The sequence below is a fragment of the Pseudomonas antarctica genome (assembly GCF_001647715.1).
In the GTDB taxonomy this organism is placed as follows: domain Bacteria; phylum Pseudomonadota; class Gammaproteobacteria; order Pseudomonadales; family Pseudomonadaceae; genus Aquipseudomonas; species Aquipseudomonas antarctica_A.
This window is the reverse complement of record NZ_CP015600.1, coordinates 5931727-5953528: the sequence shown is the minus strand read 5'-3', so window position 1 is coordinate 5953528 and position 21802 is coordinate 5931727. Positions and strand designations below refer to the sequence as shown.

General features: G+C 59.7%; 20 protein-coding genes. 6 read left to right on the top strand and 14 right to left on the bottom strand.

Annotated features, from left to right (window positions below; genetic code table 11):
• Nucleotides 1-1473, bottom strand: a complete 1473-nt coding sequence (gene betB / locus A7J50_RS27070; RefSeq protein ID WP_064454473.1) for a betaine-aldehyde dehydrogenase — start codon at nucleotides 1471-1473, stop codon at nucleotides 1-3.
• Nucleotides 1474-1582: 109 nt separating this feature from the next.
• Nucleotides 1583-2176: a transcriptional regulator BetI gene (gene betI / locus A7J50_RS27065; RefSeq protein WP_010207128.1), complete on the bottom strand. Its 594-nt coding sequence runs from the start codon at nucleotides 2174-2176 to the stop codon at nucleotides 1583-1585.
• Between the two features lie 390 nt (nucleotides 2177-2566).
• Here betI and A7J50_RS27060 point away from each other — a divergent pair, with 390 nt between their 5' ends.
• A complete protein-coding gene (locus A7J50_RS27060; RefSeq protein WP_237140926.1) occupies nucleotides 2567-4501 on the top strand; it encodes a BCCT family transporter in 1935 nt (644 codons plus the stop codon).
• 175 nt (nucleotides 4502-4676) lie between these two features.
• Here A7J50_RS27060 and choV read toward each other — a convergent pair whose 3' ends face one another.
• The 3 genes from choV to A7J50_RS27045 all read right to left on the bottom strand — a co-directional run bounded on the left by choV (nucleotide 4677) and on the right by A7J50_RS27045 (nucleotide 7712).
• On the bottom strand, nucleotides 4677-5855 hold the full coding sequence (choV, locus tag A7J50_RS27055) for a choline ABC transporter ATP-binding protein (protein ID WP_064454471.1): 1179 nt from the start codon (nucleotides 5853-5855) through the stop codon (nucleotides 4677-4679).
• Complete coding sequence (choW, locus tag A7J50_RS27050) at nucleotides 5852-6697, bottom strand: choline ABC transporter permease subunit (RefSeq protein WP_017139374.1); 846 nt, start codon at nucleotides 6695-6697, stop codon at nucleotides 5852-5854. The genes choV and choW overlap by 4 nt, the downstream gene beginning before the upstream one ends.
• 67 nt (nucleotides 6698-6764) lie before the next feature.
• Nucleotides 6765-7712 carry a choline ABC transporter substrate-binding protein gene (locus A7J50_RS27045; protein WP_064454470.1) on the bottom strand — a complete coding sequence of 316 codons (948 nt, stop codon included), beginning with the start codon at nucleotides 7710-7712 and terminating at the stop codon, nucleotides 6765-6767.
• 416 nt (nucleotides 7713-8128) lie between these two features.
• On the opposite strand from A7J50_RS27045, the gene A7J50_RS27040 reads away from it, so the two are divergent.
• Nucleotides 8129-9505, top strand: a complete 1377-nt coding sequence (locus tag A7J50_RS27040; protein WP_064454469.1) for an L-serine ammonia-lyase — start codon at nucleotides 8129-8131, stop codon at nucleotides 9503-9505.
• A gap of 509 nt (nucleotides 9506-10014) precedes the next feature.
• Nucleotides 10015-11118: a GlxA family transcriptional regulator gene (locus tag A7J50_RS27035; protein ID WP_049711185.1), complete on the top strand. Its 1104-nt coding sequence runs from the start codon at nucleotides 10015-10017 to the stop codon at nucleotides 11116-11118.
• A gap of 95 nt (nucleotides 11119-11213) precedes the next feature.
• Here A7J50_RS27035 and A7J50_RS27030 read toward each other — a convergent pair whose 3' ends face one another.
• The 6 genes from A7J50_RS27030 to A7J50_RS27005 all read right to left on the bottom strand — a co-directional run bounded on the left by A7J50_RS27030 (nucleotide 11214) and on the right by A7J50_RS27005 (nucleotide 16683).
• Nucleotides 11214-11477: a hypothetical protein gene (locus tag A7J50_RS27030; protein WP_053258396.1), complete on the bottom strand. Its 264-nt coding sequence runs from the start codon at nucleotides 11475-11477 to the stop codon at nucleotides 11214-11216.
• Nucleotides 11478-11854: 377 nt separating this feature from the next.
• Nucleotides 11855-13015: a gamma-butyrobetaine dioxygenase gene (locus tag A7J50_RS27025; protein WP_064454468.1), complete on the bottom strand. Its 1161-nt coding sequence runs from the start codon at nucleotides 13013-13015 to the stop codon at nucleotides 11855-11857.
• 9 nt (nucleotides 13016-13024) lie between these two features.
• Nucleotides 13025-13504, bottom strand: coding sequence for a thioesterase family protein (locus A7J50_RS27020; RefSeq protein WP_064454467.1), 480 nt, complete (start codon nucleotides 13502-13504; stop codon nucleotides 13025-13027).
• 126 nt (nucleotides 13505-13630) lie between these two features.
• Nucleotides 13631-14596 carry an L-carnitine dehydrogenase gene (locus tag A7J50_RS27015; protein WP_064454466.1) on the bottom strand — a complete coding sequence of 322 codons (966 nt, stop codon included), beginning with the start codon at nucleotides 14594-14596 and terminating at the stop codon, nucleotides 13631-13633.
• Between the two features lie 176 nt (nucleotides 14597-14772).
• Nucleotides 14773-15660: a 3-keto-5-aminohexanoate cleavage protein gene (locus A7J50_RS27010; protein WP_064454465.1), complete on the bottom strand. Its 888-nt coding sequence runs from the start codon at nucleotides 15658-15660 to the stop codon at nucleotides 14773-14775.
• 78 nt (nucleotides 15661-15738) lie between these two features.
• Nucleotides 15739-16683 (bottom strand): choline ABC transporter substrate-binding protein, encoded by a 945-nt coding sequence (locus A7J50_RS27005; RefSeq protein WP_064454464.1) that lies wholly within the window; start codon nucleotides 16681-16683, stop codon nucleotides 15739-15741.
• Nucleotides 16684-16876: 193 nt separating this feature from the next.
• On the opposite strand from A7J50_RS27005, the gene A7J50_RS27000 reads away from it, so the two are divergent.
• Both A7J50_RS27000 and A7J50_RS26995 read left to right on the top strand, forming a co-directional pair.
• Nucleotides 16877-17821: a GlxA family transcriptional regulator gene (locus A7J50_RS27000; RefSeq protein ID WP_064454463.1), complete on the top strand. Its 945-nt coding sequence runs from the start codon at nucleotides 16877-16879 to the stop codon at nucleotides 17819-17821.
• Nucleotides 17822-17889: 68 nt separating this feature from the next.
• Nucleotides 17890-19068 (top strand): AAA family ATPase, encoded by a 1179-nt coding sequence (locus A7J50_RS26995; RefSeq protein WP_064454462.1) that lies wholly within the window; start codon nucleotides 17890-17892, stop codon nucleotides 19066-19068.
• A gap of 121 nt (nucleotides 19069-19189) precedes the next feature.
• Here A7J50_RS26995 and A7J50_RS26990 read toward each other — a convergent pair whose 3' ends face one another.
• The 3 genes from A7J50_RS26990 to A7J50_RS26980 are packed head-to-tail and all read right to left on the bottom strand — an operon-like array spanning nucleotide 19190 to nucleotide 20572.
• Complete coding sequence (locus A7J50_RS26990) at nucleotides 19190-19606, bottom strand: DUF3010 family protein (RefSeq protein WP_064454461.1); 417 nt, start codon at nucleotides 19604-19606, stop codon at nucleotides 19190-19192.
• Nucleotides 19607-19646: 40 nt separating this feature from the next.
• Nucleotides 19647-20129, bottom strand: a complete 483-nt coding sequence (locus A7J50_RS26985) for a hypothetical protein (RefSeq protein ID WP_064454460.1) — start codon at nucleotides 20127-20129, stop codon at nucleotides 19647-19649.
• A gap of 41 nt (nucleotides 20130-20170) precedes the next feature.
• On the bottom strand, nucleotides 20171-20572 hold the full coding sequence (locus A7J50_RS26980; protein WP_064454459.1) for a lysozyme inhibitor LprI family protein: 402 nt from the start codon (nucleotides 20570-20572) through the stop codon (nucleotides 20171-20173).
• 219 nt (nucleotides 20573-20791) lie between these two features.
• On the opposite strand from A7J50_RS26980, the gene A7J50_RS26975 reads away from it, so the two are divergent.
• Nucleotides 20792-21769 carry a dipeptidase gene (locus tag A7J50_RS26975; protein WP_064454458.1) on the top strand — a complete coding sequence of 326 codons (978 nt, stop codon included), beginning with the start codon at nucleotides 20792-20794 and terminating at the stop codon, nucleotides 21767-21769.
• Nucleotides 21770-21802: the final 33 nt, after the last annotated feature.

Here is a 21802-nt window from a genome sequence, read left to right as displayed (position 1 = left end):
TTAGAACACCGAGGCGTAGTCGCCCAGCTCAACCTGTACCGATTTGATGCGGGTGAAGTTGTTCAGCGAGCTGATGCCGTTCTCACGGCCAACACCCGACTGCTTGTAGCCACCGACTGGCATCTTGGCGTCGGACTCGCCCCAGGCGTTGATCCAGCAGATACCGGCTTCCAGTTGATGAATCACGCGGTGAGCGCGGTTCAGGTCTTTGGTGACCAGGCCGGCAGCCAGGCCGAAGTCGGTATCGTTGGCGCGGCGGATCACTTCTTCTTCGGTCTCGTAAGTGAGAATGCTCATCACCGGGCCGAAGATTTCTTCACGGACGATGGTCATTTCGTCGGTGCAGTCGGTGAACACGGTCGGAGCCACGAAGGCGCCTTTGGCGAATTCGCCAGCGGTCAGACGGTCGCCGCCGCACAGTACGCGGGCGCCTTCTTCCTTACCTTTGGCGATGTAGCCGAGCACGCTTTCCATGTGGGCGAAGCTGACCAGCGGGCCGAAGTTGGTGTTCTCGTCTTGCGGGTTGCCGACGCGAATGCGCGCCACACGCTCAACGATCTTGGCTTCGAAGGCTGCTTGCAGGTGCTTGGGCACGAATACGCGAGTGCCGTTGGTGCAGACCTGACCGGAGCTGTAGAAGTTGGCCATCATCGCGATGTCGGCCGCGCGATCCAGGTCGGCGTCTTCGAACACGATCAGCGGGGACTTGCCACCCAGTTCCATGGTCACTTCTTTCAGCGAGGAGCTGGAAGCGCTGGCCATGACTTTTTTGCCGGTGTCGGTGCCGCCGGTGAACGAGACCTTCTCGATGCGTGGGTGCTCGGTCAGCCAGGTGCCGACTTCACGGCCGCTGCCGGTCAACACGTTGAACACGCCTGCAGGAACGCCGGCTTCGGTGTAGATCTCGGCCAGTTTCAGGGTGGTCAGCGAGGTGACTTCGCTTGGCTTGAAGATCATCGCGTTACCCGCGGCCAGGGCCGGTGCGGATTTCCACAGGGCGATCTGGATCGGGTAGTTCCACGCGCCGATACCGGCGACCACGCCCAGCGGCTCGCGGCGGGTATAGACGAAGGAGGTGTCGCGCAGCGGGATCTGCTCGCCTTCGATGGCCGGCACCAGGCCTGCGTAGTATTCCAGCACGTCAGCGCCGGTGACGATGTCGACGTATTGGGTTTCGGAGAAGGCTTTACCGGTGTCCAGGGTTTCCAGGGCTGCCAGCTCATCGTTGCGCTCGCGCAGGATGTCGACGGCACGGCGCAGGATGCGCGAACGCTCCATGGCGGTCATGGCGGCCCAGATTTTCTGGCCTTTTTCAGCGCTGACCACGGCACGTTCAACGTCGTCTTTGGTAGCACGTTGCACTTGGGCGAGAACTTCACCGTTAGCCGGGTTGATGGCTTCGAAGGTGGCATCGCTGCCAGCGTCGCTGTAGCCGCCGTCAATGTAGAGTTTTTGCAGTTCGAAACGGGCCATAAAGTCCTCGCAAGTGCATAAGTGGTTGGCGTTACCCGCCGAAAGTGGGCCATGGGGTTCTGGCAACACTGAGCGGCGGACGTTCAGGGGTTGAGCGGTTATGTGTGCTCTAACTCACCTGCTTGGCCAATTGGAAATCCATGTATTCGTAAGCGATCCGTTGCGCCTGCTCCGTGTCGAAAGCGTCTCCCGACAGGGCGCCGCGCAGCCACAAACCGTCGATCAGGGCCGCCAGGCCTCTGGCTGCTTTGCGTGCGTGCGGCAGCGGTAGCACTCGGCGGAACTGGCAGCACAGGTTGGAATACAGACGTTGATCGTTGATCCGCTGCAACCTGTGCAATGACGGGTGATGCATGCTGGTGGCCCAGAAGGCCAGCCAGGTTTTCATTGCCGGTCCGTTGACTTGGCTGGCGTCGAAGTTGCCCTCGATGATCACCCGAAGGTGCGCCCGTGGGCTGTCGTCCTTCAGCGCAAGCCTGCGTTCGTGGACGTTCTCGATCAGCACATTCATCAAGTACCGCATCGTTGCGGCGATCAGGCCGTTCTTGTCCTGAAAGTAGTGACTGATGATGCCGTTCGAGACGCCGGCCAAACGGGCGATCAGCGCAATGCTGGCATCTCCCATCCCGACCTGATCGATGGCCGTCAAGGTGGCTTCGATCAACTGCTGGCGGCGTATGGGTTGCATACCGACCTTGGGCATGTAGCACCTCTCCTTAGGCCTGCCGGTGGGCGATAAACGTCCGTCGGCTTGAAGGCCAGTCTATTTTGTTTTGATTGAACGTTCAATCAACAAAGAATAAGATCTGCGACAAATGGTCGCTCCCTACAGATATTTCCTACCTGTGAGCAGCAGCCTCTGACACCTGCAAAAATCCTTGAAACCGGCCATATCAGGGCCTGCCACCGCTTCGGCGGGGCTCAAGAATTTTCGGGGTGTCTTTATAACACCCGTCCGTCGACTGCCGAAAAATCGATGTCCCGGGATAACCGTTGCCTTGTGTTTCTCTCTCGCACTGCCTGGAGCATCTGCGCCATGAGTTCTGCCTCTCTTATAAAGACCCCGCCGGAAAAGGTACGGGTCAACGGTTGGGTGTTCTACACCTCCACCGCGCTGATTCTGTTGTTGACCGCCATTCTGATCATCGCCCCGCAGGAGGCCGGGCGCATGCTTGGCGTAGCGCAAGCCTGGCTTTCGAAAAGCTTCGGCTGGTACTACATGGTGGTCATCGCCGCTTACCTGGTGTTTGTGGTCGGCCTGGCGTTTTCGTCCTACGGCAAATTGAAACTGGGCAGCAAGGATGACACCCCGGACTTCAGCTACGGCGCCTGGGCCGGCATGTTGTTCTCGTCGGGTATCGGCATCTCGCTGCTGTACTTCGGCGCCTCGGAGCCGTTGGACCACTACTTCAACCCGCCCGAAGGCGCGGCCGCCAGCAATGGCGCGGCACGCCAGGCGCTGCAACTGACGTTCCTGCACTGGGGCCTGCACGGCTGGGCGATCTATGCGTTGGTCGGCCTGGCCGTGGCGTATTTCGCCTACCGTCATAACCAGCCGCTGGCCTTGCGTTCGGCGCTGTACCCGCTGGTGGGCGAGCGCTGGGTGAAGGGCGCAGCCGGCCACGCGGTGGACGGTTTTGGTATGTTCGTGACCCTGTTGGGCCTGGTGACGAACCTGGGGATTGGTGCGATGCAAGTGTCGTCCGGGTTGGAAAACCTGTTCGGCATGGCGCACAGCAACACCAACCTGCTGATCGTGATTATTGTGATGAGCACCGTGGCGACCATCGCTGCCGTGTCGGGTGTGGAAAACGGCATTCGCCGCCTGTCCAACCTCAACATCGTACTGTTCAGTGGTTTGCTGATTTTTGTGCTGCTGTTCGGCCCGACCCTGCATTTGCTCAACGGCTTGGTGCAGAACACCGGTGACTACCTCAACGGTATCGTGCTGAAAACCTTCGACCTCTATGTGTACGAAGGCGACGCCGACAAAACCGAACGCTGGATGGGCCTGTGGACCCTGTTCTACTGGGCCTGGTGGATTTCCTGGGCGCCATTCGTGGGCATGTTCATCGCGCGTATTTCCCGTGGTCGCACGGTGCGTGAACTGGTGGCCGGCGTGCTGCTGATCCCGCTGGGCTTCACCTTGGCGTGGTTGTCGATTTTCGGTAACTCGGCGCTGGACCTGGTGCTGAACCACGGTGCGGTGGAGTTGGGCAAGACGGCGCTGGAACAACCGTCGATGGCCATCTACCAATTGCTGGAGCATTACCCGGCGTCGAAAATCGTCATCGGTGTGTCGATCTTTGTTGGCTTTGTGCTGTTCCTGACCCCGGCGGACTCCGGCGCGGTGATGATGGCCAACCTTTCCTGCAAAGGCGGCAATGTGGATGAAGATGCGCCGCACTGGCTGCGGATTTTCTGGTCGGCGGTGATTACGCTGGTGACCATCGGCCTGCTGTTTGCCGGCAACTTCGAAGCCATGCAGACCATGGTCGTGCTGGCGGGGCTGCCGTTCTCGGTGGTGCTGATTTTGTTTATGTTCGGTTTGCACAAGGCGATGCGCCAGGACGTGGCGATGGAGCAGGAGCAGGCACAGTTGGCTGAGCGTGGTCGTCGTGGTTTCAGCGAGCGCCTGACCGCACTGGACCTGCAGCCGAGCCAGGGCACTGTGCAGCGTTTTATGGACAAACATGTGACGCCGGCGCTGGAAGAAGCGGCGACTGCGTTGCGTGATCAAGGGCTGGAAGTGCAGACCCTGCTGGGCAAGTCCAAGCGCTGCATTGGTGTGCGCATCGAGATGGAGGAGGGCAACCCGTTTGTCTACGAAGTGAGCCTGGATGCTTATTCGTCGGCACCGAGCGACGTGCCCGAGGAAGAGCGTACGCGTTACTACCGGGCCGAGGTTTACCTGCACAATGGGCCTCAGGAATACGACCTGATGGGCTTTGCCCAGGAACAAATCACCCGGGACGTGCTCGATCAGTTTGAAAGCCATCGGCAGCTCCTTGGCCGTGTCTATAGCTGATGGTTGAGCGCAGCGGTGCCTTCACTGGTGCCGCTTTTTTTATGTGTCAACACAGACCAATGTGGGAGCTGGCTTGCCTGCGATGGCGATGGTGAATTCACTACCGCTATCGCAGGCAAGCCAGCTCCCACATTGACCCAGTTTCTCCAGTAGGGTTTATGGTGTTGCCTCAGCCTCAGCCCAGGTTCTTGCCGAGCAGGGCGTGATACAGCTCGCTGTCCCCCAAGATCCCCACCACCTGGTTGTTGTTGTGCAACACCAGCTTGTTCCCGGTGTGGTAACGAATCTGCAACGCATCGCGCATGCCGATATTCGAATCCACCAGCGTTGGCACCCGGCCCAACCCTTCAACCGCTTGCCCCGGTACCCAGTTCTGCAAGTTCAGCACCGCGCCATTCTGGCGTGCGCCCTTGATGGTGTTGCCTTCCGCCAGGTCCAGCCACGAGTCGCCGCCCGGGTCCAAACACACCGAACCGTTGATGCGTTTGCAGTTGTCCAGGGTGCGCATCAGGCTGCGACCGCACAGTACGTTCAGCGGGTTGGTATGGGCGACGAAGGTGCGCACATAGTCGTCCGCCGGGTTCAGCACGATCTCTTCCGGCACGCTGTACTGGATGATCTTGCCGTCTTTCATGATGGCGATGCGGCTGCCCAGCTTAAGTGCTTCATCCAGGTCGTGACTCACGAACACGATGGTCTTGCTCAGCTTGCGTTGCAGCTCCAGCAGTTCATCTTGCAGGCCTTGGCGAATCAGTGGGTCGAGGGCGGAGAAGGGTTCGTCCATCAGCAGGATATCGGCGTCCATCGCCAACGCGCGGGCCAGGCCGACACGCTGCTGCATGCCGCCGGACAACTCGTCAGGCTTCTTGTTGCGCCATTGGGCCAGGCCCACCAGTTCCAGCTTGTCATCCACCAGCTTGCGCCGTTCCTTCTCGGGGCGGCCCTGCATTTCCAGACCGAAGCTGATGTTCTCGCGCACCGTCAGCCAAGGCATCAGGGCGAACTTCTGGAACACCATGGCGATGCGCTTGGTGCGCATCATTTTGAGCTCGGCAGGTGTGCACGAAGCGATGTCGATCTGGCGGCCTTCATGTTCGACAAACAGCTTGCCGCGGCTCACGGTGTTGAGGCCGTTGATGCAGCGCAGCAAGCTCGACTTGCCTGAGCCCGACAGGCCCATCAGCACGCAGATCTCGCCTTTCTCAATGTCCAGGCTGGCTTTTTCAACGCCGACAATCTGCCCGGTTTTTTTCAGGATCTCGTTGCGGTGCATGCCCTGGTCGAGCAGCTTGAGGGCTTCGCGCGGGTCTTTGGAGAAGATCACATCGACATTGTCGAATCGGATAATGCTCATGCATCACCCCCTACTTTGGCGTCGGGTTGTTTGCAGATGCGGTCGAGCATGATGGCCAGCAATACGATTGCCAGGCCGGCTTCAAAGCCCAGGGCAATGTCGGCGGTGTTCAGTGCGTTGACCACCGGCTTGCCGAGGCCGTCGGCGCCCACCAGGGCCGCGATCACCACCATCGACAACGACAGCATGATGCATTGGGTAATGCCGGCGGCAATGCTCGGCATGGCGTGGGGCAGTTCAATGCGTGAGAGCAACTGACGGCGCGAGCAGCCAAAGGCTTTACCGGCGTCCATCAACTCTTGTGGCACATCGCGGATACCCAGGTAAGTCAGGCGGATAGGCGCGGCAATCGCGAACACCACCGTGGAAATCAGACCGGGCACCACACCCAGCCCGAAGAGGGTCAGGGTAGGGATGAGGTAGACGAAGGTCGGCACGGTCTGCATCAGATCGAGTACCGGCCGCATCATGGTGTAGAACAGCGGTTTGTGCGCGGCAACAATGCCCAGCGGCACACCGATGACCACGCAGACCAGGGTGGCGAACAGCACCTGCGCGAGGGTTTCCATGGTTTCCTGCCAGTACCCGAGGTTCAGGATCAGCAGGAAGGAGGCGATGACAAAAACCGTCAGGCCCCATTTGCGTTGAATAAAGTGAGCGAGTAGCGCAATCAGACCGATCAATGCCAGCGGATTGAACCAGGTCAGCGCAAACGTCACGCCGTGGATCATCGTTTCCAGTGTCGATGCGATTGCGTCGAAGTAGTTGGCACCATGTTTGGTCAACCATTCGACGAAGGCAGCGATGTACTGGCCTAGTGGGATTTTCTGTTCAGTCAGCATGGTAGTGAATGTCCACATGCGAAGGGGAAAAACATCCCGGGCCAGCGTACCGGCCCGGGGTCAGCACTTACTTGGCGAGATACGCTTTTACTGCCTCCAGACCTGGTTTGCCATCGACGGTGGTCACACCGGCGAGCCAGGTGTCGAGTACGGCGGGGTTCTTCTTCAGCCAGGCCTTGGCCGCGGCGTCAGGCTTCATTTTGTCGTCCAGGACGTTACCCATCAGCGAGCTTTCCATGTCCAGGGTGAACGACAGGTTTTTCAGCAATTGGCCAACGTTGCTGCATTCCTGGGTGTAGCCCTTGCGAACGTTGGTGTAGATGGTGGCCTGGCCGTAGTTGGGGCCGAACGAATCGTCACCCCCGGTCAGGTACTTGATCTTGAAGCGGGTGTTCATCGGGTGCGGTTCCCAGCCGAGGAACACAATGGCCTGGCCACGTTTGGTGGCGCGTTCCACCTGGGAGAGCATCCCGGCTTCGCTGGATTCCACGACCTTGAAGCCTGCGTCTTTCAAGCCGAACTGGTTCTTGTCGATGACGGTCTGGATGGTGCGGTTGCCGTCGTTACCCGGTTCGATACCGTAGATCTTGCCGCCCAGCTCGTCCTTGAATTTGGCGATATCGGCGAAGTCTTTCAGGCCTTTGTTGTACAGCTCCTCGGGCACCGCCAGGGTGTACTTGGCGTTCTCAAGGTTGGCGCGCACGGTTTCCACGGTGCCGGCATCACGGTACTGCTTGATGTCGTTTTCCATGGTCGGCATCCAGTTGCCGAGGAAGATGTCCATGTTCTTGCCGTCGGCCAGGGACTTGTAGGTCACCGGCACCGAAATCATCGTGGTGCGTGGCTTGTAGCCCAGGCCCTTGAGGATTTCGCTGGTGGTCGCGGTAGTGACGGTGATGTCGGTCCAGCCGACATCGGAGAAGTTGACGGTCTGACATTGTGCCGGTTCTGCAGCGTTCGCCAGGACTGGCAGACTCAGCATGGCGGCCAACAACAACGAGGGTGAACCTTTCATCGGGGTAGACTCCTGTGTCTTTTTTCTGGCGGCATTCGCCGCGCTTTATAAGTGTTGCGGTTGGGGCGTGCGATGAAGCGCAGGCACGGTGCCTTGCAAACGAGTCGAGACTGATCATGTACCAGTGAAAATCTGACGCCTACAGGGGGCGTCGTATCCAGTACAGGGATGGTCGTATCCAGTGTCGGTGACGTCGCTTACAGATTTTTCCAAAGGCAAAACTGCAGTTTTTACCGATCTGCACCGCTAAAAACGGCCAAAACGCCTGATCGCACGGGTGCGACGCTAGTGAGCATGGGTGCGTCGGTGTGAGACGCCGTGAGGACCGCCAAAAGCTTGATGATGCGGCCATCTGGGCGATCTGAGCGTAGCACCTCGTTCAAGCCTGGCCGTGCTTATCGAGGAGTTCTACCGCAATGGCTATCAGCGTTTTCGACCTGTTCAAGATCGGCATTGGGCCTTCGAGTTCTCACACCGTCGGCCCCATGCGTGCCGCGGCGTTGTTCGTCCAGGCATTACGTGAACGTGAATTGTTGGAACAAGTCAGGCGGGTCGAAGTTCAGCTGTATGGCTCGTTGTCGGCCACCGGCATCGGCCACGGCAGCGACACCGCCACCCTCATGGGCCTGATGGGCGAGTGGCCGGACGCAATCGACCCGTCGCAAATCGGCCTGCGCATTCACACCCTGCGCGAGACCGACACGCTCTTGCTCGATGGGCATTTGCCAGTGCCTTTCATGTGGGCGCGGGACATGCGCCTGCTCGACGAAAACCTCCCGTTCCATCCCAACGGCATGACGCTGGTGGTGTTCGGTGAAGACGGCGAACTGCACCGCGATACTTACTATTCAGTCGGTGGCGGTTTTGTGGTGGACGAAGCCCAGGCGCAAAGCGGTGTGGCCGACATGGACCGCACCGAACTGCCCTATGATTTTTCCAGTGCGGTGGAACTGTTGCAGCTGTGCAAAACCCATAACCTGCGCGTGGCCGAGTTGATGCTGGCTAACGAAAAGGTCTGGCGCTCCGAAGAAGAAATCCGCAGTGGCCTGATGAAACTCTGGCGGGCCATGCAGGATTGCGTGGAGCAGGGCCTCAAGCACGAAGGCATCTTGCCCGGTGGCCTGAATGTGCGTCGTCGCGCCGCCAAATTGCACCGCAGCCTGCAGGAGCTGGGCAAGCCGAATGTGATTGGCTCGACCTTGAGCGCCATGGAGTGGGTCAATCTGTTCGCCCTGGCGGTCAATGAAGAAAACGCAGCGGGTGGGCGCATGGTCACCGCGCCGACTAATGGTGCGGCGGGGATTATTCCGGCGGTGCTGCACTACTTTATGAAGTTCAGCGAAGAGGTAACGGAAGCCAACGTCGTCGACTACCTGCTGGGTGCGGCGGCGGTGGGTATTTTGTGCAAGAAAAACGCTTCGATCTCGGGGGCTGAAGTCGGCTGCCAGGGCGAAGTCGGTTCGGCGTGCGCCATGGCCGCCGCCGGGCTGGCCGAGATCCTCGGCGCCACGCCGGAGCAGGTGTGCAATGCCGCCGAAATCGGCCTGGAACACAACCTCGGCCTGACGTGCGACCCAGTGGGCGGGCTGGTGCAAGTGCCGTGCATCGAGCGCAATGCGATTGCGGCGGTGAAAGCGATCAACGCGGCGCAAATGGCGCTGCGCGGAGATGGCCAGCACTTTATCTCCCTGGACCGCGTGATCCGCACCATGCGCGATACCGGGGCGGATATGCATGACAAGTACAAGGAAACTTCGCGCGGTGGGTTGGCGGTGAGTGCGGTGGAGTGTTGAGACCGAGTCGCCTGCATCGCAGGCAAGCCAGCTCCCACCTTTGAATGTATTCACAGATCAAAATGTGGGAGCGGGCTTGCCCGCGATGGCGGTAGCTCAGGCAACACTGCTCAAAAAGTGAACACCCGGATACAAAAGCGCCACCTTTTAGCGCGTCGCAAACAGATAAGTAGCTCCCAAACGATTTCCCGCCCCGCCACCCGTCACCTGTGCGTGCGGTGACAGACTTTTCCCACGCCCTCAAAGCGCCTTCCCACAAGTGCTACCGAACTGCTCACACCCCTTGAGCAAGGCTGCTCCTGCGTCCTTTTCGGGGCATATCCCGCACTTCCTGCGCGGGCTTATATAGACACGTCATCAGGTCGTTTTCAGGAGTTATTGAATGCCCATTCAATTTTAGGCATGGCATTTGCTCTATCAAATCAAAGCCTCTCTCTGCACAAGAGCAGAGCGCAATAACAAGAGCCTCGCCTGAGGCCATCACCCGCTTTGTGTGAGGAGATACCGCGATGACGTCGTTCAACTCCGGGGCTCAACCCCAGAACCGTGCGCCTCAATCCATCGGCTTTTTGCTGCTGGACAATTTCACGCTGATTTCCCTGGCGTCGGCTGTGGAACCACTGCGCATGGCCAACCAGTTGTCCGGCCGCGAGCTGTATCGCTGGACAACCCTGAGTGTCGACGGCAACCAGGTCTGGGCCAGCGACGGTCTGCAAATCACCCCCGATGCCTCCATGCACAAAGCCCCGGCCCTGGACACTGTCATTGTGTGCGGCGGCGTGGGTATCCAGCGCACCGTCACCCGTGAACACGTGTCGTGGCTGCAAAGCCAGGCGCGCCAGTCGCGTCGTCTCGGCGCCGTGTGCACCGGCAGTTGGGCCCTGGCTTGCGCCGGTTTGCTCGACGGTTTTGATTGCAGCGTGCACTGGGAATGCCTGGCGTCGATGCAGGAAGCTTTCCCCCGCGTGGCCATGAGCACACGCCTGTTTACCCTCGACCGCAACCGTTTCACCAGCTCGGGCGGCACCGCGCCGCTGGACATGATGCTGCACCTGATCAGCCGCGACCACGGCCGTGAATTGTCGGCCGCCATCTCCGAGATGTTTGTGTACGAACGCATCCGCAACGAACAGGATCACCAGCGCGTGCCGCTCAAGCACATGCTCGGCACCAACCAGCCAAAGCTTCAGGAAATTGTTGCGCTGATGGAAGCTAACCTGGAAGAGCCGATCGACCTGGACGAGCTGGCGGTGTACGTCGCTGTGTCCCGTCGGCAGCTGGAGCGGCTGTTCCAGAAATACCTGCATTGCTCGCCATCACGCTACTACCTCAAGTTGCGCCTGATCCGTGCGCGGCAATTGCTCAAGCAAACGCCGATGTCGATCATCGAAGTGGCCTCGGTGTGCGGGTTTGTGTCCACGCCGCACTTCTCCAAGTGCTACCGCGAATACTTCGGCATCCCGCCACGGGATGAGCGCGTAGGTTCCAACACCGCCCAGCAAGTGGCGATGATGCCGATTCCGCAGGCGCTGGTGTTGTCACCGTTGTCGGGGCCGATGTCGGCGTTGAGTCAGGCGCGTAATGAGTCGACGTTTGCCAGTGTAAGGCTCTAGACCGAGTCGCCTGCATCGCAGGCAAGCCAGCGCCCACATTTTGATGTGTGAACACCGTCAACTGTGGGAGCGGGCTTGCTCGTGACAGCGCTCTATCAGGCGCCGGAGTTTTGCTTGAACTGCACCAAAGCCGGCAACAACTGCTTGTCGATTGCCTGCCTCACTGCCGGCAAAATCGTCGCGCTGCCGGTGTACATCTGTTCCACCATGCCCTTGAGTGCTTTGGCCCGTGCGGCACTCAAACCGCGTACCGCACACTCGCAGGCCTGCTCGGCGGTGGCACCGCTGGACACTTCAAAACCCAGCGAGCGCAGCTGGCTCAGCAGGTCATGCTGGTCAATCAAATCCGCGTGCATCATGACGTTTATCCTGGTGTAGGGAACGGGGATTGACCTGGATTCTGGTAGGCCCTCGGCCGGTCGGCAAGGGCAGAATCAACGAATGGCTCAGATGGCTATGAACAGGTCGTTTTCGGGTCATTTACCGACGCAAGTAATAGGCACACTGACTGCCAGGCAAGCAGCTTGAAGGTTTGGTCACCCTCGGGATGTCACGCTCACGCATTGCACTCTGCCCCGATCCAGTCACGGCTGGTTCGGGGCTTTTTTTACCTGGGATTTGCAGTGACTGCACTGGCCTCTTCGCGAGCAAGCCCGCTCCCACACTTGACCGAGTTTTATCTTTGAAATGCCGGCAAGTGTGGGCGCTGGCTTGCCTGCGATGGCCGCGCTGCGGTCTACCGCTGCAACACCAGAATCCGCGAGAGCAACTCATCCCGGTCGACATAGCAACCCTGGAAGTGCCGCGCGCCGGAGGCCGGGTCGAACGCGTTGCGCGCATGCAACGTGCGGCGATTATCAAAGCACCACAACTCACCCGGATTCAAACGTTTGACCAAACGAAAACGCTCTTCCCGCGTCATCGCAATAAAGCGCCGATACGCGCGATACAGCAACGGCATCTGCTCCACCGGCGCCTCAAACGGCCCCCGCAGAAAGTTAGCCATGCGAATTTCCGCGACATCCCCCAAGGCATCCAGCGCAATGATCGGCGCCAGGCGGCGGTAGTCGCTGTGACGGTCTTTGTTGCGAAACTCCACCGGGATTTCACACAGGGCACGAAACGCCTCGGGGTCTTCCGTGCGCAGCGCCGTGGCGATAGCAAACCCGTCGACAAAAATACTCTCGCCACCGGTGGCATCGTTCACCAGGCAATGCAGGAATTGCAGCCCCGGTTGCAGCTCCCGCGTCGGTAAGTCGCTGTGCAGCGGCAGGTTGAAAGCGGTATAGGCATTGCTGTCGGCATCGGCCTTGGATTGCACGTTGAACAGCACGCCGAAGTTGCTCTCGCGAATAAAGGAAATGTGCTTGGCTACCAGCGCCAGAGAGCCGGGTTCGGTAGGCACACCACGGATTTGCGTAAGGCCTGAATCACGCAAGGCCAGCAACCATTGGAGCAAGACCTTGGGGTCTTCCATCACTGCGGCGTAGTCGAACACCGGCAGCGTAAACCGCTGATCCCACAGCGTGGATTGGGGTTTTGCCGCACGGCGTTCAGCGCGCGACTCATCGTCATAGGCGTGCGCCCGCAGCCAGCCGGGAGCGTACCGGCTGAGATGGCCGCCGCTCCATTCCACCTGCAGAAAACCTTCGTCAATACAGGCACTGACTGCGCTGAGGTGTTCATCCACATCGACAATTTCCAGCACCTGCTCGCGGGTCACGCTGTACACGCATTCCGCGCAGGGGCAGTTGTCCCGCAGCCACTGATGATGAAACGGGCTCAGCCGCCCATCGGCCCATTGCACACGAATCTGATCGTCCAGCACCTGCGGCTCGGCGAGGTCACTGATCAGCGGGTAAGTACGAAAATCGGCAACAGCGGCGGCGGTTTGCATGGTGGCTCCTTATTGTTTTCCGGGTGGCAGTCCAATCACCCGGCCGAGGAGGGCTGGCCGTGGCAAGTCGGCCTGCTCAGCGCTGATGGCGATGAGTTTTTCCAGGGTGGCCTCGGTGAACGGCGCCGAATGCGGGCCGGCGAGATCGACGTGCAGCAACATCTGTTCATTGCCCGCCAGTTCGTTCTCACCGCCCACCAGGTGCAGGCTGTGATAGAGGTGCAGGCGCTTGGCATCGTGGGCGATGAGCTGGGTGTGCACCTCCACTTCGGCGCCGAGTTTTACCTCGTGCAGGTAGTTGAGGTGCAGCTCCAGGGTGAACAGCGAGTGGCCGCTGGCTTCGCGGTTTTCGCTGTCCAGACCCAAGGTGTCCATCAGTGCGTCGGTGGCGTAGCTGAAGATCAGCAGGTAAAACGCATCACGCAGGTGGCCGTTATAGTCGACCCAGTCGGGCTGGATTTTTGTGGTGTAGGTAGTCAGTGCAGGCATGGCGTGTAATCCGAAAATGTACTCGGTCAAAAATGTGGGAGCGGGCTTGCTCGCGAATGCGGTGTGTCAGTTGATGCATTCGGTACTGATCCACCGCATTCGCGAGCAAGCCCGCTCCCACATTAGTTACTCAGCGAAGCTCATACCGTGTTTGGCTTTGGTGGTTTTTACCGCTTCAAGCACCGCCAACAGGCAATCATCACGATAGCGCTCCAGCGCCGAAATGCTGTGCTTGCCCAACTGCTCACTGGTGCCATCCACCACATCGTCAATCAACTTGTCGGTCAATTCCGGCGCGGGCAAGTACGTCCACGGCAACTGCAGCGCCGGGCCGAACTGTGCCATGAAGTGCCGCATGCCGGCATCGCCACCTGCGAGGGTGTAAGTCAGGAAGGTGCCCATGAACGACCAGCGCAAACCGGCGCCAAAACGGATCGCGTCGTCGATCTCGCCCGTCGTCGCCACGCCGTCATTCACCAGGTGCAACGCTTCACGCCACAGCGCTTCGAGCAGGCGGTCAGCGATAAAACCCGGGACTTCCTTGCGCACATGCAAAGGGCGCATGCCGAGGGATTCGTACACCTTTATCGCTGCTTGAACAGCCTCCGGTGCCGTGTGCTTGCCACCCACCACTTCTACCAGCGGCAGCAGGTAAACCGGGTTGAACGGGTGACCGACCACGCAGCGTTCCGGGTGGGTCGAGCCCTCGTAGAACTCACTCGGCAACAGGCCTGAAGTGCTCGAGCCAATCAACGCATTCGGCTTGGCCGCCGCGCTGATCTTGCTGTGCAGTTCCAGTTTCAGCTCCAGTCGCTCCGGGGCACTTTCCTGGATGAAGTCCGCGTCTTTTACGCATGCTTCGATGGTCGCGACGAAACGCAAGCGGTCCTGGGATGCACCCGGTGCCAGGCCTTGTTTCTCCAGCGCGCCCCAGGCATTGGCGACACGCTTGCGCAGGGCTGCCTCAGCGCCGGGCGCCGGGTCCCAGGCGACCACGTCCAGGCCGTGGGCCAGGGCGCGGGACACCCAACCGCTGCCGATAACGCCGCTGCCGAGGGCGGCGAAGGTTTTGATCTCAGTGATAAAGCGCATGGCAATTTCCTAAAGTATTCGCACATTCTGTTTTGGCAACCCGTTCAAAGTGGGGGAGCGGGCTTGCTCGCGAATGCGCTGTGTCAGTTGATGCATTCGGTGGCTGATTCGCCGCCTTCGCGAGCAAGCCCGCTCCCACATTTGATTCGGTTTCGGCAGGGGAGCCTGTTGCGTGTCTAGCCGCGTTTGGTCAGGCCCATCTTCACGCGGCCTTCCGCCGGGGTCATGACCCGTGCGCCGAGGCGGCTGAGGATTTCACTGGCGCGTTCCACCAGTTGGCCATTGGTGGCGAGCACGCCTTTGTCCAGCCACAGGTTGTCTTCCAGGCCGACCCGCACGTTGCCGCCCAGCAGCACGGCTTGCGCCGCCATCGGCATTTGCATGCGGCCGATCCCGAAGCCAGCCCACACCGCATCAGCGGGCAGGTTGTCGACCATGGCTTTCATGGTGGTGGTGTCGGCCGGCGCGCCCCATGGGATGCCCAGGCACAGCTGGAACAACGGGTTGTCGAGCAGGCCTTCCTTGATCATCTGCTTGGCGAACCACAGGTGCCCGGTGTCGAAAATTTCCAGCTCGGCTTTTACGCCCAGCGCTTGAATACGCTTGGCGCCGGCACGCAGTTGCGCGGGGGTGGACACGTAAATGGTGTCGCCATCGCCGAAGTTCAGGGTGCCGCAGTCCAGGGTGCAGATTTCCGGCAGCAGCGCCTCGACGTGCGCCAGGCGGGTCAGCGGGCCGACCAGGTCGGTGTTGGGGCCGAATTCCATCGGGTTCTCGCCGCCGCCGATTTCCAGGTCGCCGCCCATGCCGGCGGTGAGGTTGACGATGATGTCGATGTCGGCCTCACGAATGCGCTCCATCACTTCGCGGTACAGGGCGACGTCGCGGCTGAACTTGCCGGTCTGCGGGTCACGCACGTGGCAATGCACGACAGTCGCACCGGCCTTGGCGGCTTCCACGGCGGCGGCGGCGATTTGTTTGGGGGTGACCGGCACGTGTGGGCTTCTGGCGGTCGTGTCGCCAGCACCGGTGAGTGCGCAGGTGATGATGACGTCGTGGTTCATGAGGCAGGTTCCTTACAGGCGGGCGTAGTGATGCCGTTCGCAGCCAGGCGCGGCTGCGACACGGTGATTCGAATCAGGTTATTGGCTGCTCAATTGCAGGTTGGCGGCGGCCGGTTTGCCGTCGAAGGTCGTCACCCCTTCGAGCCAGCGCTGCTGGTCTTGCGGGTGATCCTTGAGCCACTGCCTGGCGGACTCGAGAGCGTCCTTGTGATCCAGCAACGGCTGCATCATTCGGCTCTCGTCGGCGGCGGTGAAGGTCAGGTTGGTCAGCAGCTTGTGGATGTTGGGGCACTGTTCGGCGTAGGTCGGTGAGGTGACGCTCCACACGGTGGCCATGCCTTCGTTCGGGCCCAGGGCATCGTCGCTGCCGGTGAGGTAAGTCATCGCGACGTTGACGTTCATCGGGTGCGGCGCCCAGCCGAAGAACACCACGGCTTCCTTGCGGCGCACGGCGCGGTCCACGGCGGCGAGCATGCCGGCTTCACTGGACTCCACCAGCTGGAACTTGCCCAGGCCGAACTGGTTCTTGGCAATCATCGCCTTGATCTGGGTGTTGGCACCCGAGCCCGGCTCGATGCCGTAGATCTTGCCGCCCAGTTCTTTCTCGAACTTGGCGATATCGGCGAAGGTTTTCAGGCCCTTGTCGGCCAGGTAGGTTGGCACCGCCAGGGTCGCGCGGGCGTCTTGCAGGCTAGGTTTTTCAAGGACCTTGACCTGCTTGGCGTCGACGAACGGGGTGATGGTCTGGGTCATCAGCGGGTTCCAGTAACCCAGGAACAAGTCCAGGCGCTGGTCGCGGATGCCGGCGAAGATGATTTGCTGGGAGGCGCTGGTTTGTTTGGTCTTGTAGCCGAGGCCGTCGAGCAACACTTGGGTCATGGCGCTGGTGGCGATTACGTCGGTCCAGTTCACCACGCCCATGCGCACGTTCTGGCAAGAAGCCGCATCGGCTGCCATGACGTTGGTGCTCAAGATGGCGCTGGCGCTGAGTGCGAGCACGCAGCGGCTGATCAGTCGGTTCATGGTGGTTCCCTCGGCAGGTTGTTATTGTGGGTTCCGGCGTCTTTGTGCGCCGTGGGATCACGTTACGCAGCTTGCGGGGCGACAAAACGCACGGCGGCGACCAGCTCTTGCACTGCAGCGACCTGCCCCCTTGAATGGCCGATTGAACTGGCGTATCACAGTGACCACGCTGTCCGTCCTACGAGAGCGCTCCATGTCCCAGGATTTCTACTTTCTGCTGATGCCGGGCTTCTCTGCCATCGGCTTTATTTCTGCGATCGAGCCGCTGCGGGTGGCCAATCGTTTTCGCGGCGAGCTGTATCGCTGGCACGTATTGAGCGCCGACGGCGGCGCGGTGCTGGCGAGCAATGGCATGTCGGTCAACGCCGACGCTGCGCTGGAACCGTTGAAAAAGGGCGCGACCCTGCTGGTGGTGGCCGGGTTCGAGCCACTGCAGTTCGCCACGCCGGCACTGGAACACTGGCTGCGCCGCCTCGATCACGATGGCGTCACGCTCGGCGCCATCGACACCGGCGCCTGCGTGCTCGCCGAAGCAGGCCTGCTCGACGGCCACCGGCTCACCTTGCACTGGGAAGCCATCGACGCCTTCAAGGAATCTTACCCACAGCTCACCGTGACCCAGGAGCTGTTCGAGATCGACCGTCGCCGCATCACCTGCGCTGGCGGCACAGCGTCCATCGACTTGATGCTCGACCTGATCGCCCAGGCTCACGGGCCGGACCTGGCGATCCAGGTGTCCGAGCAATTCGTGCTCGGCCGCATCCGCCCACGCAAAGACCACCAACGCATGCAGATCGCCACGCGCTACGGCATCAACAACAAGAAGTTGGTGCAGGTGATTGGCGAGATGGAACAACACACCGAACCGCCGCTGAGCACCTTGGCGCTGGCGGAGGCAATCAAAGTGACGCGGCGGCAGCTGGAGCGGCTGTTTCGCCTGCACTTGAACGAAACGCCGAGCAACTTCTATTTGGGCTTACGCCTGGAAAAAGCCCGGCAACTGCTGCGCCAGAGCGATATGAGCGTGCTGGAGGTGAGTATTGCGTGCGGGTTTGAGTCGCCGTCCTATTTCACGCGTAGCTATCGGGCGCGGTTTGCCAAGTGTCCGAGGGAGGATCGGCGACGGGAGGTGGTTTGACAGGCAATTATAGTTAATTATACTCACGACTATAATTTATAGTTGCTTGAATAATTGGGTATAAAACCATGTCGAAGAACAGCGGCTTCGTGTTCCGCCGCCCCACGCTGGCAAGTAGCATTGCCGACGGTTTGGTGGGGGCCGGGATTCAGGATTTCACGTCGGGCCTGTTCCTGGCGGCGCCTCGGCGCACCGGTAAAAGCACGTTTTTGCGCGAAGACCTGATCCCGGAGTGCCAGCTCCGGGGTTGGCTGACGGTGTATGTCGATCTCTGGGCCGACAAAGAGAAAGATCCGGCAGAGTTGATCGACAGCGCGATTGCCGCTGCTCTGGTGCCCTATGAAAAGGGCATTCGCAAACTGGCCAAGAACATGGGAATCGAGAAGCTCAGCTTTCTGCGTACCCTGTCCTGGGACTTTACCAAGCCACAGTTGCCGATCGGTGCGACGCTGACCCAAGCCTTGGAATTGCTCCACAGTGCTGCGGAAAAACCCGTCGTACTGGTGATTGACGAAGCGCAGCACGCCTTAACCAGCGAGTCAGGGATCAACGCGATGTTTGCGTTGAAGGCTGCCCGGGATCAGCTCAACCAAGGCCGTGACGAGGAGGGCAGCGGTTTGCACCTCGTGTTCACCGGTTCCAATCGCGACAAGCTTGCGCATCTGGTGTTGGGCAAAAGTCAGCCGTTTTTCGGCTCCAGCATCACGCCGTTCCCCTTGCTCGGCAAAGCGTTCACCCAGGCTTATACCGCACACCTCAACGCGCACCTGGCCGAAACCAATCAATTCAGCGCTGCCGACATTGATGAGGCGTTTGAGTTGGCAGGTCATCGTCCCGAGATGCTGCGCACCATCATCGGTGAAGTGGCGCTGGAACTGGGCGAGGCCAGCAATTTGGGCCAACTGCTGCACAGTCGTGCCGAACTATTGCGTGCGGGTATATGGACTGAGTTCGAAAGCGCCTGGAACAATCTCACCATTCCCCAACGCGCCGTGCTGGAAGTGATGGTGGAGCGATCGCGCGCCAACGAGCCCTTCGCGCCGTTCACGGACAGCACCCTCACGGCCGTCAGCAAAGCGCTGGAGGACATGGGCAGCGACGTGGTGCCGGGCACCCAGACGATTCAGGCCTGTATCGATGCCCTGCGCGACAAAGAGCTGGTGTGGAAGTCGAGCCGGGGCGGCTATGCCCTGGAAGACAAATCCTTTGGTGATTGGCTGCTGTACAAAAGCCGTACAAGGATTTAAAGGCAACAAGGTTCAAAGGTGGGAGCTGGCTTGCCTGCGATGCGGGCACCTCGGTGTATCAGTGACACACAGTTGATGCCATCGCAGGCAAGCCAGCTCCCACATTGATCTTTGGTGTGGCTTATTTCTTTACCAAGGCCGAACACGCCGCCTTGTAGGCCTCATGCTGATACTTGTTCAGCGAGGCCGGCAGATCAAAGTTGTGTTTCTTGTTCTGCGCATTAATGGTCTGTGGTGACAGCAACGTCACCTCAACCCCATCCAACAACTGAAACACCCCTTCAATCTTGAAGGTAGTCGGCCCACCGGCGAATTCACCTTTCTTGCTGCGCTTCTTGATCGCGATACGGGTGATGGCGTTTGCCTGCACAAACGCCTTCACCTGGGCGGCGAAGGCTTTGACGTTGGCGGCTTCATCATCGTCTTCAAGGGCGATTTTTTTGGTAGCCAGGGCGACGTGGGTCAGCGCCTGGTTGTCCAGGAAGGCGACGGCGATGATGGCTTCGCTGCCTTTGATTTCGATGCCGCAAATAGTCATGAATGGCCTATTAAATAAAGTGGAGGCTGAGTGGCGAGTATCAGTAATGCCGGTCTTCTTCTTGATGTTGATAGATCTGATGTGCCGTCCAGAACATCAGTATCGCGAACACCATCATCAAGCCGACGCTTACGCTCATGATGTAGAAGTTAGGCGAACTCGATTTAAGGTTCGCCTTGATGTTATGCACCGTTGGAAACCATTTTGAGTACACCACGGGGACCGGGCTGCCCACTTCGTAGCCAGGGTCGTCGATGTAGCTGCTGTTGTTCACCATGCCTTCGATGCGTTGGCCTTCATGGTCGAAGGCGTAATACACGTTGGTGCTTGAGGCCCAGGCGCTGAGGCTTTCCAGTTGGGTGATGTGCCCGATGGTTTCGATGGGCGCCGCCTTTATCAGTGCAAAAGGAGCACCCCGGCTCACTGACAAGCTCAGCATCAGCGACAGTATCAGCATGGCCAAAAACAGCAGGGCGGCGCGCGTGTAGAGGAAATCCCTCTGCGCTTCGCGTGGGTAATACATGTGAATTCCTTTTCAATAATCCTGGAAGCTTTGAATCTGGCTTATTCCTGGCCAATCGACTCCAAAAACTCCGACCGCTCATCACTCATCCGCGCCAGGCAGTCATTCTGCTGAATCGCGTAGTCCTTGCTGCCGTTCACCGCCGGGAAGGTGTCCACGGCGCAATCGGCATCACGCAATTTTTCCCACTTCTGCTGGGCATCCTTCAGACGAGCGGTAATGTCGGCCAGTTGTGACTTGTTGCTGCCATAGGTCGAACCCATGCGTTCCAGCAGGCCTTGGTAGTTATCCTTGAGCAATTGCTCGGCGGTGGTTTTGTTGAAAGTGGCGCATTCCAGGGTTTGCTTGTCGTTCTCGATGCCATCGCACGGCGTGTTGTCGGTGTCTTCTGCCGCGTGCACGCCGGTTGCGATGAGTGCCAAAGCCAGGAAAATCGATTTCATTGCGCCGTCTCATATAGGTGATGAAGCAAATTCTGGCTCAAGCGTGGGACAAAGAACAGCTACCAGTCAGAGATGTCATGTAGGCCTTTGTCGTTGATTGACGCTTTCGGCAATTCCCCTGTCGTTTTTGCACCCGGCTCAGGTTGCCCCTGGGCATATGCTGGCCCCAAAGCGCCGGCAGACGATTCGGCGCATGAATCGCCAATAAGGGGACGCCTGATGAGCCCAGCCGAATTGCACGCCGACAGCATCGTTATCGACGGGCTGATCATTGCCAAGTGGAACCGCGACCTGTTCGAGGACATGCGCAAAGGTGGCCTGACCGCCGCCAACTGCACCGTGTCGGTGTGGGAAGGGTTCCAGGCCACGATCAATAACATTGTGGCCAGCCAGACCCTGATCCGTGAGAACAGCGACCTGGTGATCCCGGTGAAAACCACCGCCGACATCCGCAAAGCCAAGGAACTGGGCAAGACCGGCATCATCTTCGGCTTCCAGAACGCCCATGCATTTGAAGACCAACTGGGCTACGTCGAGATCTTCAAGCAGCTCGGCGTCGGTGTGGTGCAGATGTGCTACAACACCCAGAACCTCGTCGGCACTGGCTGCTACGAGCGCGACGGCGGCCTGTCGGGTTTCGGCCGTGAGATCGTTGCCGAAATGAACCGCGTCGGCATCATGTGCGACCTGTCCCACGTCGGCTCCAAGACTTCCGAAGAAGTCATCCTCGAATCGAAAAAGCCGGTGTGCTACTCCCACTGTCTGCCGTCGGGCCTCAAAGAGCACCCGCGCAACAAGTCCGATGAAGAGCTGAAGTTCATTGCCGACCACGGCGGTTTTGTCGGCGTGACCATGTTCGCGCCGTTCCTGGCCAAGGGCATTGATTCGACCATCGACGACTACGCCGAAGCCATTGAATACACCATGAACATCGTTGGCGAAGACGCCATCGGCATCGGCACCGACTTCACCCAGGGCCATGGCCAGGATTTCTTCGAAATGCTGACCCACGACAAGGGTTATGCCCGCCGCCTGACCAGCTTCGGCAAGATCATCAACCCGCTGGGCATCCGCACCGTGGGCGAGTTCCCCAACCTCACCGAGACCCTGCTCAAGCGCGGCCACAGCGAGCGCGTGGTGCGCAAGATCATGGGCGAGAACTGGGTCAATGTCTTGAAAGACGTCTGGGGCGAGTGAATAACTCTGGAGCCTACTCCGCTCGCCGATAGC

What these genes read in the sequence shown, in the direction of transcription:
- betB (WP_064454473.1), bottom strand. Translation starts at nt 1,473, where the DNA reads ATGGCCCGTTTCGAACTGCAAAAACTCTACATTGACGGCGGCTACAGC.
- betI (WP_010207128.1), bottom strand. Translation starts at nt 2,176, where the DNA reads ATGCCCAAGGTCGGTATGCAACCCATACGCCGCCAGCAGTTGATCGAA.
- choV (WP_064454471.1), bottom strand. Translation starts at nt 5,855, where the DNA reads ATGAGCATTATCCGATTCGACAATGTCGATGTGATCTTCTCCAAAGAC.
- choW (WP_017139374.1), bottom strand. Translation starts at nt 6,697, where the DNA reads ATGCTGACTGAACAGAAAATCCCACTAGGCCAGTACATCGCTGCCTTC.
- A7J50_RS27045 (WP_064454470.1), bottom strand. Translation starts at nt 7,712, where the DNA reads ATGAAAGGTTCACCCTCGTTGTTGTTGGCCGCCATGCTGAGTCTGCCA.
- A7J50_RS27040 (WP_064454469.1), top strand. Translation starts at nt 8,129, where the DNA reads ATGGCTATCAGCGTTTTCGACCTGTTCAAGATCGGCATTGGGCCTTCG.
- A7J50_RS27035 (WP_049711185.1), top strand. Translation starts at nt 10,015, where the DNA reads ATGACGTCGTTCAACTCCGGGGCTCAACCCCAGAACCGTGCGCCTCAA.
- A7J50_RS27030 (WP_053258396.1), bottom strand. Translation starts at nt 11,477, where the DNA reads ATGATGCACGCGGATTTGATTGACCAGCATGACCTGCTGAGCCAGCTG.
- A7J50_RS27025 (WP_064454468.1), bottom strand. Translation starts at nt 13,015, where the DNA reads ATGCAAACCGCCGCCGCTGTTGCCGATTTTCGTACTTACCCGCTGATC.
- A7J50_RS27020 (WP_064454467.1), bottom strand. Translation starts at nt 13,504, where the DNA reads ATGCCTGCACTGACTACCTACACCACAAAAATCCAGCCCGACTGGGTC.
- A7J50_RS27015 (WP_064454466.1), bottom strand. Translation starts at nt 14,596, where the DNA reads ATGCGCTTTATCACTGAGATCAAAACCTTCGCCGCCCTCGGCAGCGGC.
- A7J50_RS27010 (WP_064454465.1), bottom strand. Translation starts at nt 15,660, where the DNA reads ATGAACCACGACGTCATCATCACCTGCGCACTCACCGGTGCTGGCGAC.
- A7J50_RS27005 (WP_064454464.1), bottom strand. Translation starts at nt 16,683, where the DNA reads ATGAACCGACTGATCAGCCGCTGCGTGCTCGCACTCAGCGCCAGCGCC.
- A7J50_RS27000 (WP_064454463.1), top strand. Translation starts at nt 16,877, where the DNA reads ATGTCCCAGGATTTCTACTTTCTGCTGATGCCGGGCTTCTCTGCCATC.
- A7J50_RS26995 (WP_064454462.1), top strand. Translation starts at nt 17,890, where the DNA reads ATGTCGAAGAACAGCGGCTTCGTGTTCCGCCGCCCCACGCTGGCAAGT.
- A7J50_RS26990 (WP_064454461.1), bottom strand. Translation starts at nt 19,606, where the DNA reads ATGACTATTTGCGGCATCGAAATCAAAGGCAGCGAAGCCATCATCGCC.
- A7J50_RS26985 (WP_064454460.1), bottom strand. Translation starts at nt 20,129, where the DNA reads ATGTATTACCCACGCGAAGCGCAGAGGGATTTCCTCTACACGCGCGCC.
- A7J50_RS26980 (WP_064454459.1), bottom strand. Translation starts at nt 20,572, where the DNA reads ATGAAATCGATTTTCCTGGCTTTGGCACTCATCGCAACCGGCGTGCAC.
- A7J50_RS26975 (WP_064454458.1), top strand. Translation starts at nt 20,792, where the DNA reads ATGAGCCCAGCCGAATTGCACGCCGACAGCATCGTTATCGACGGGCTG.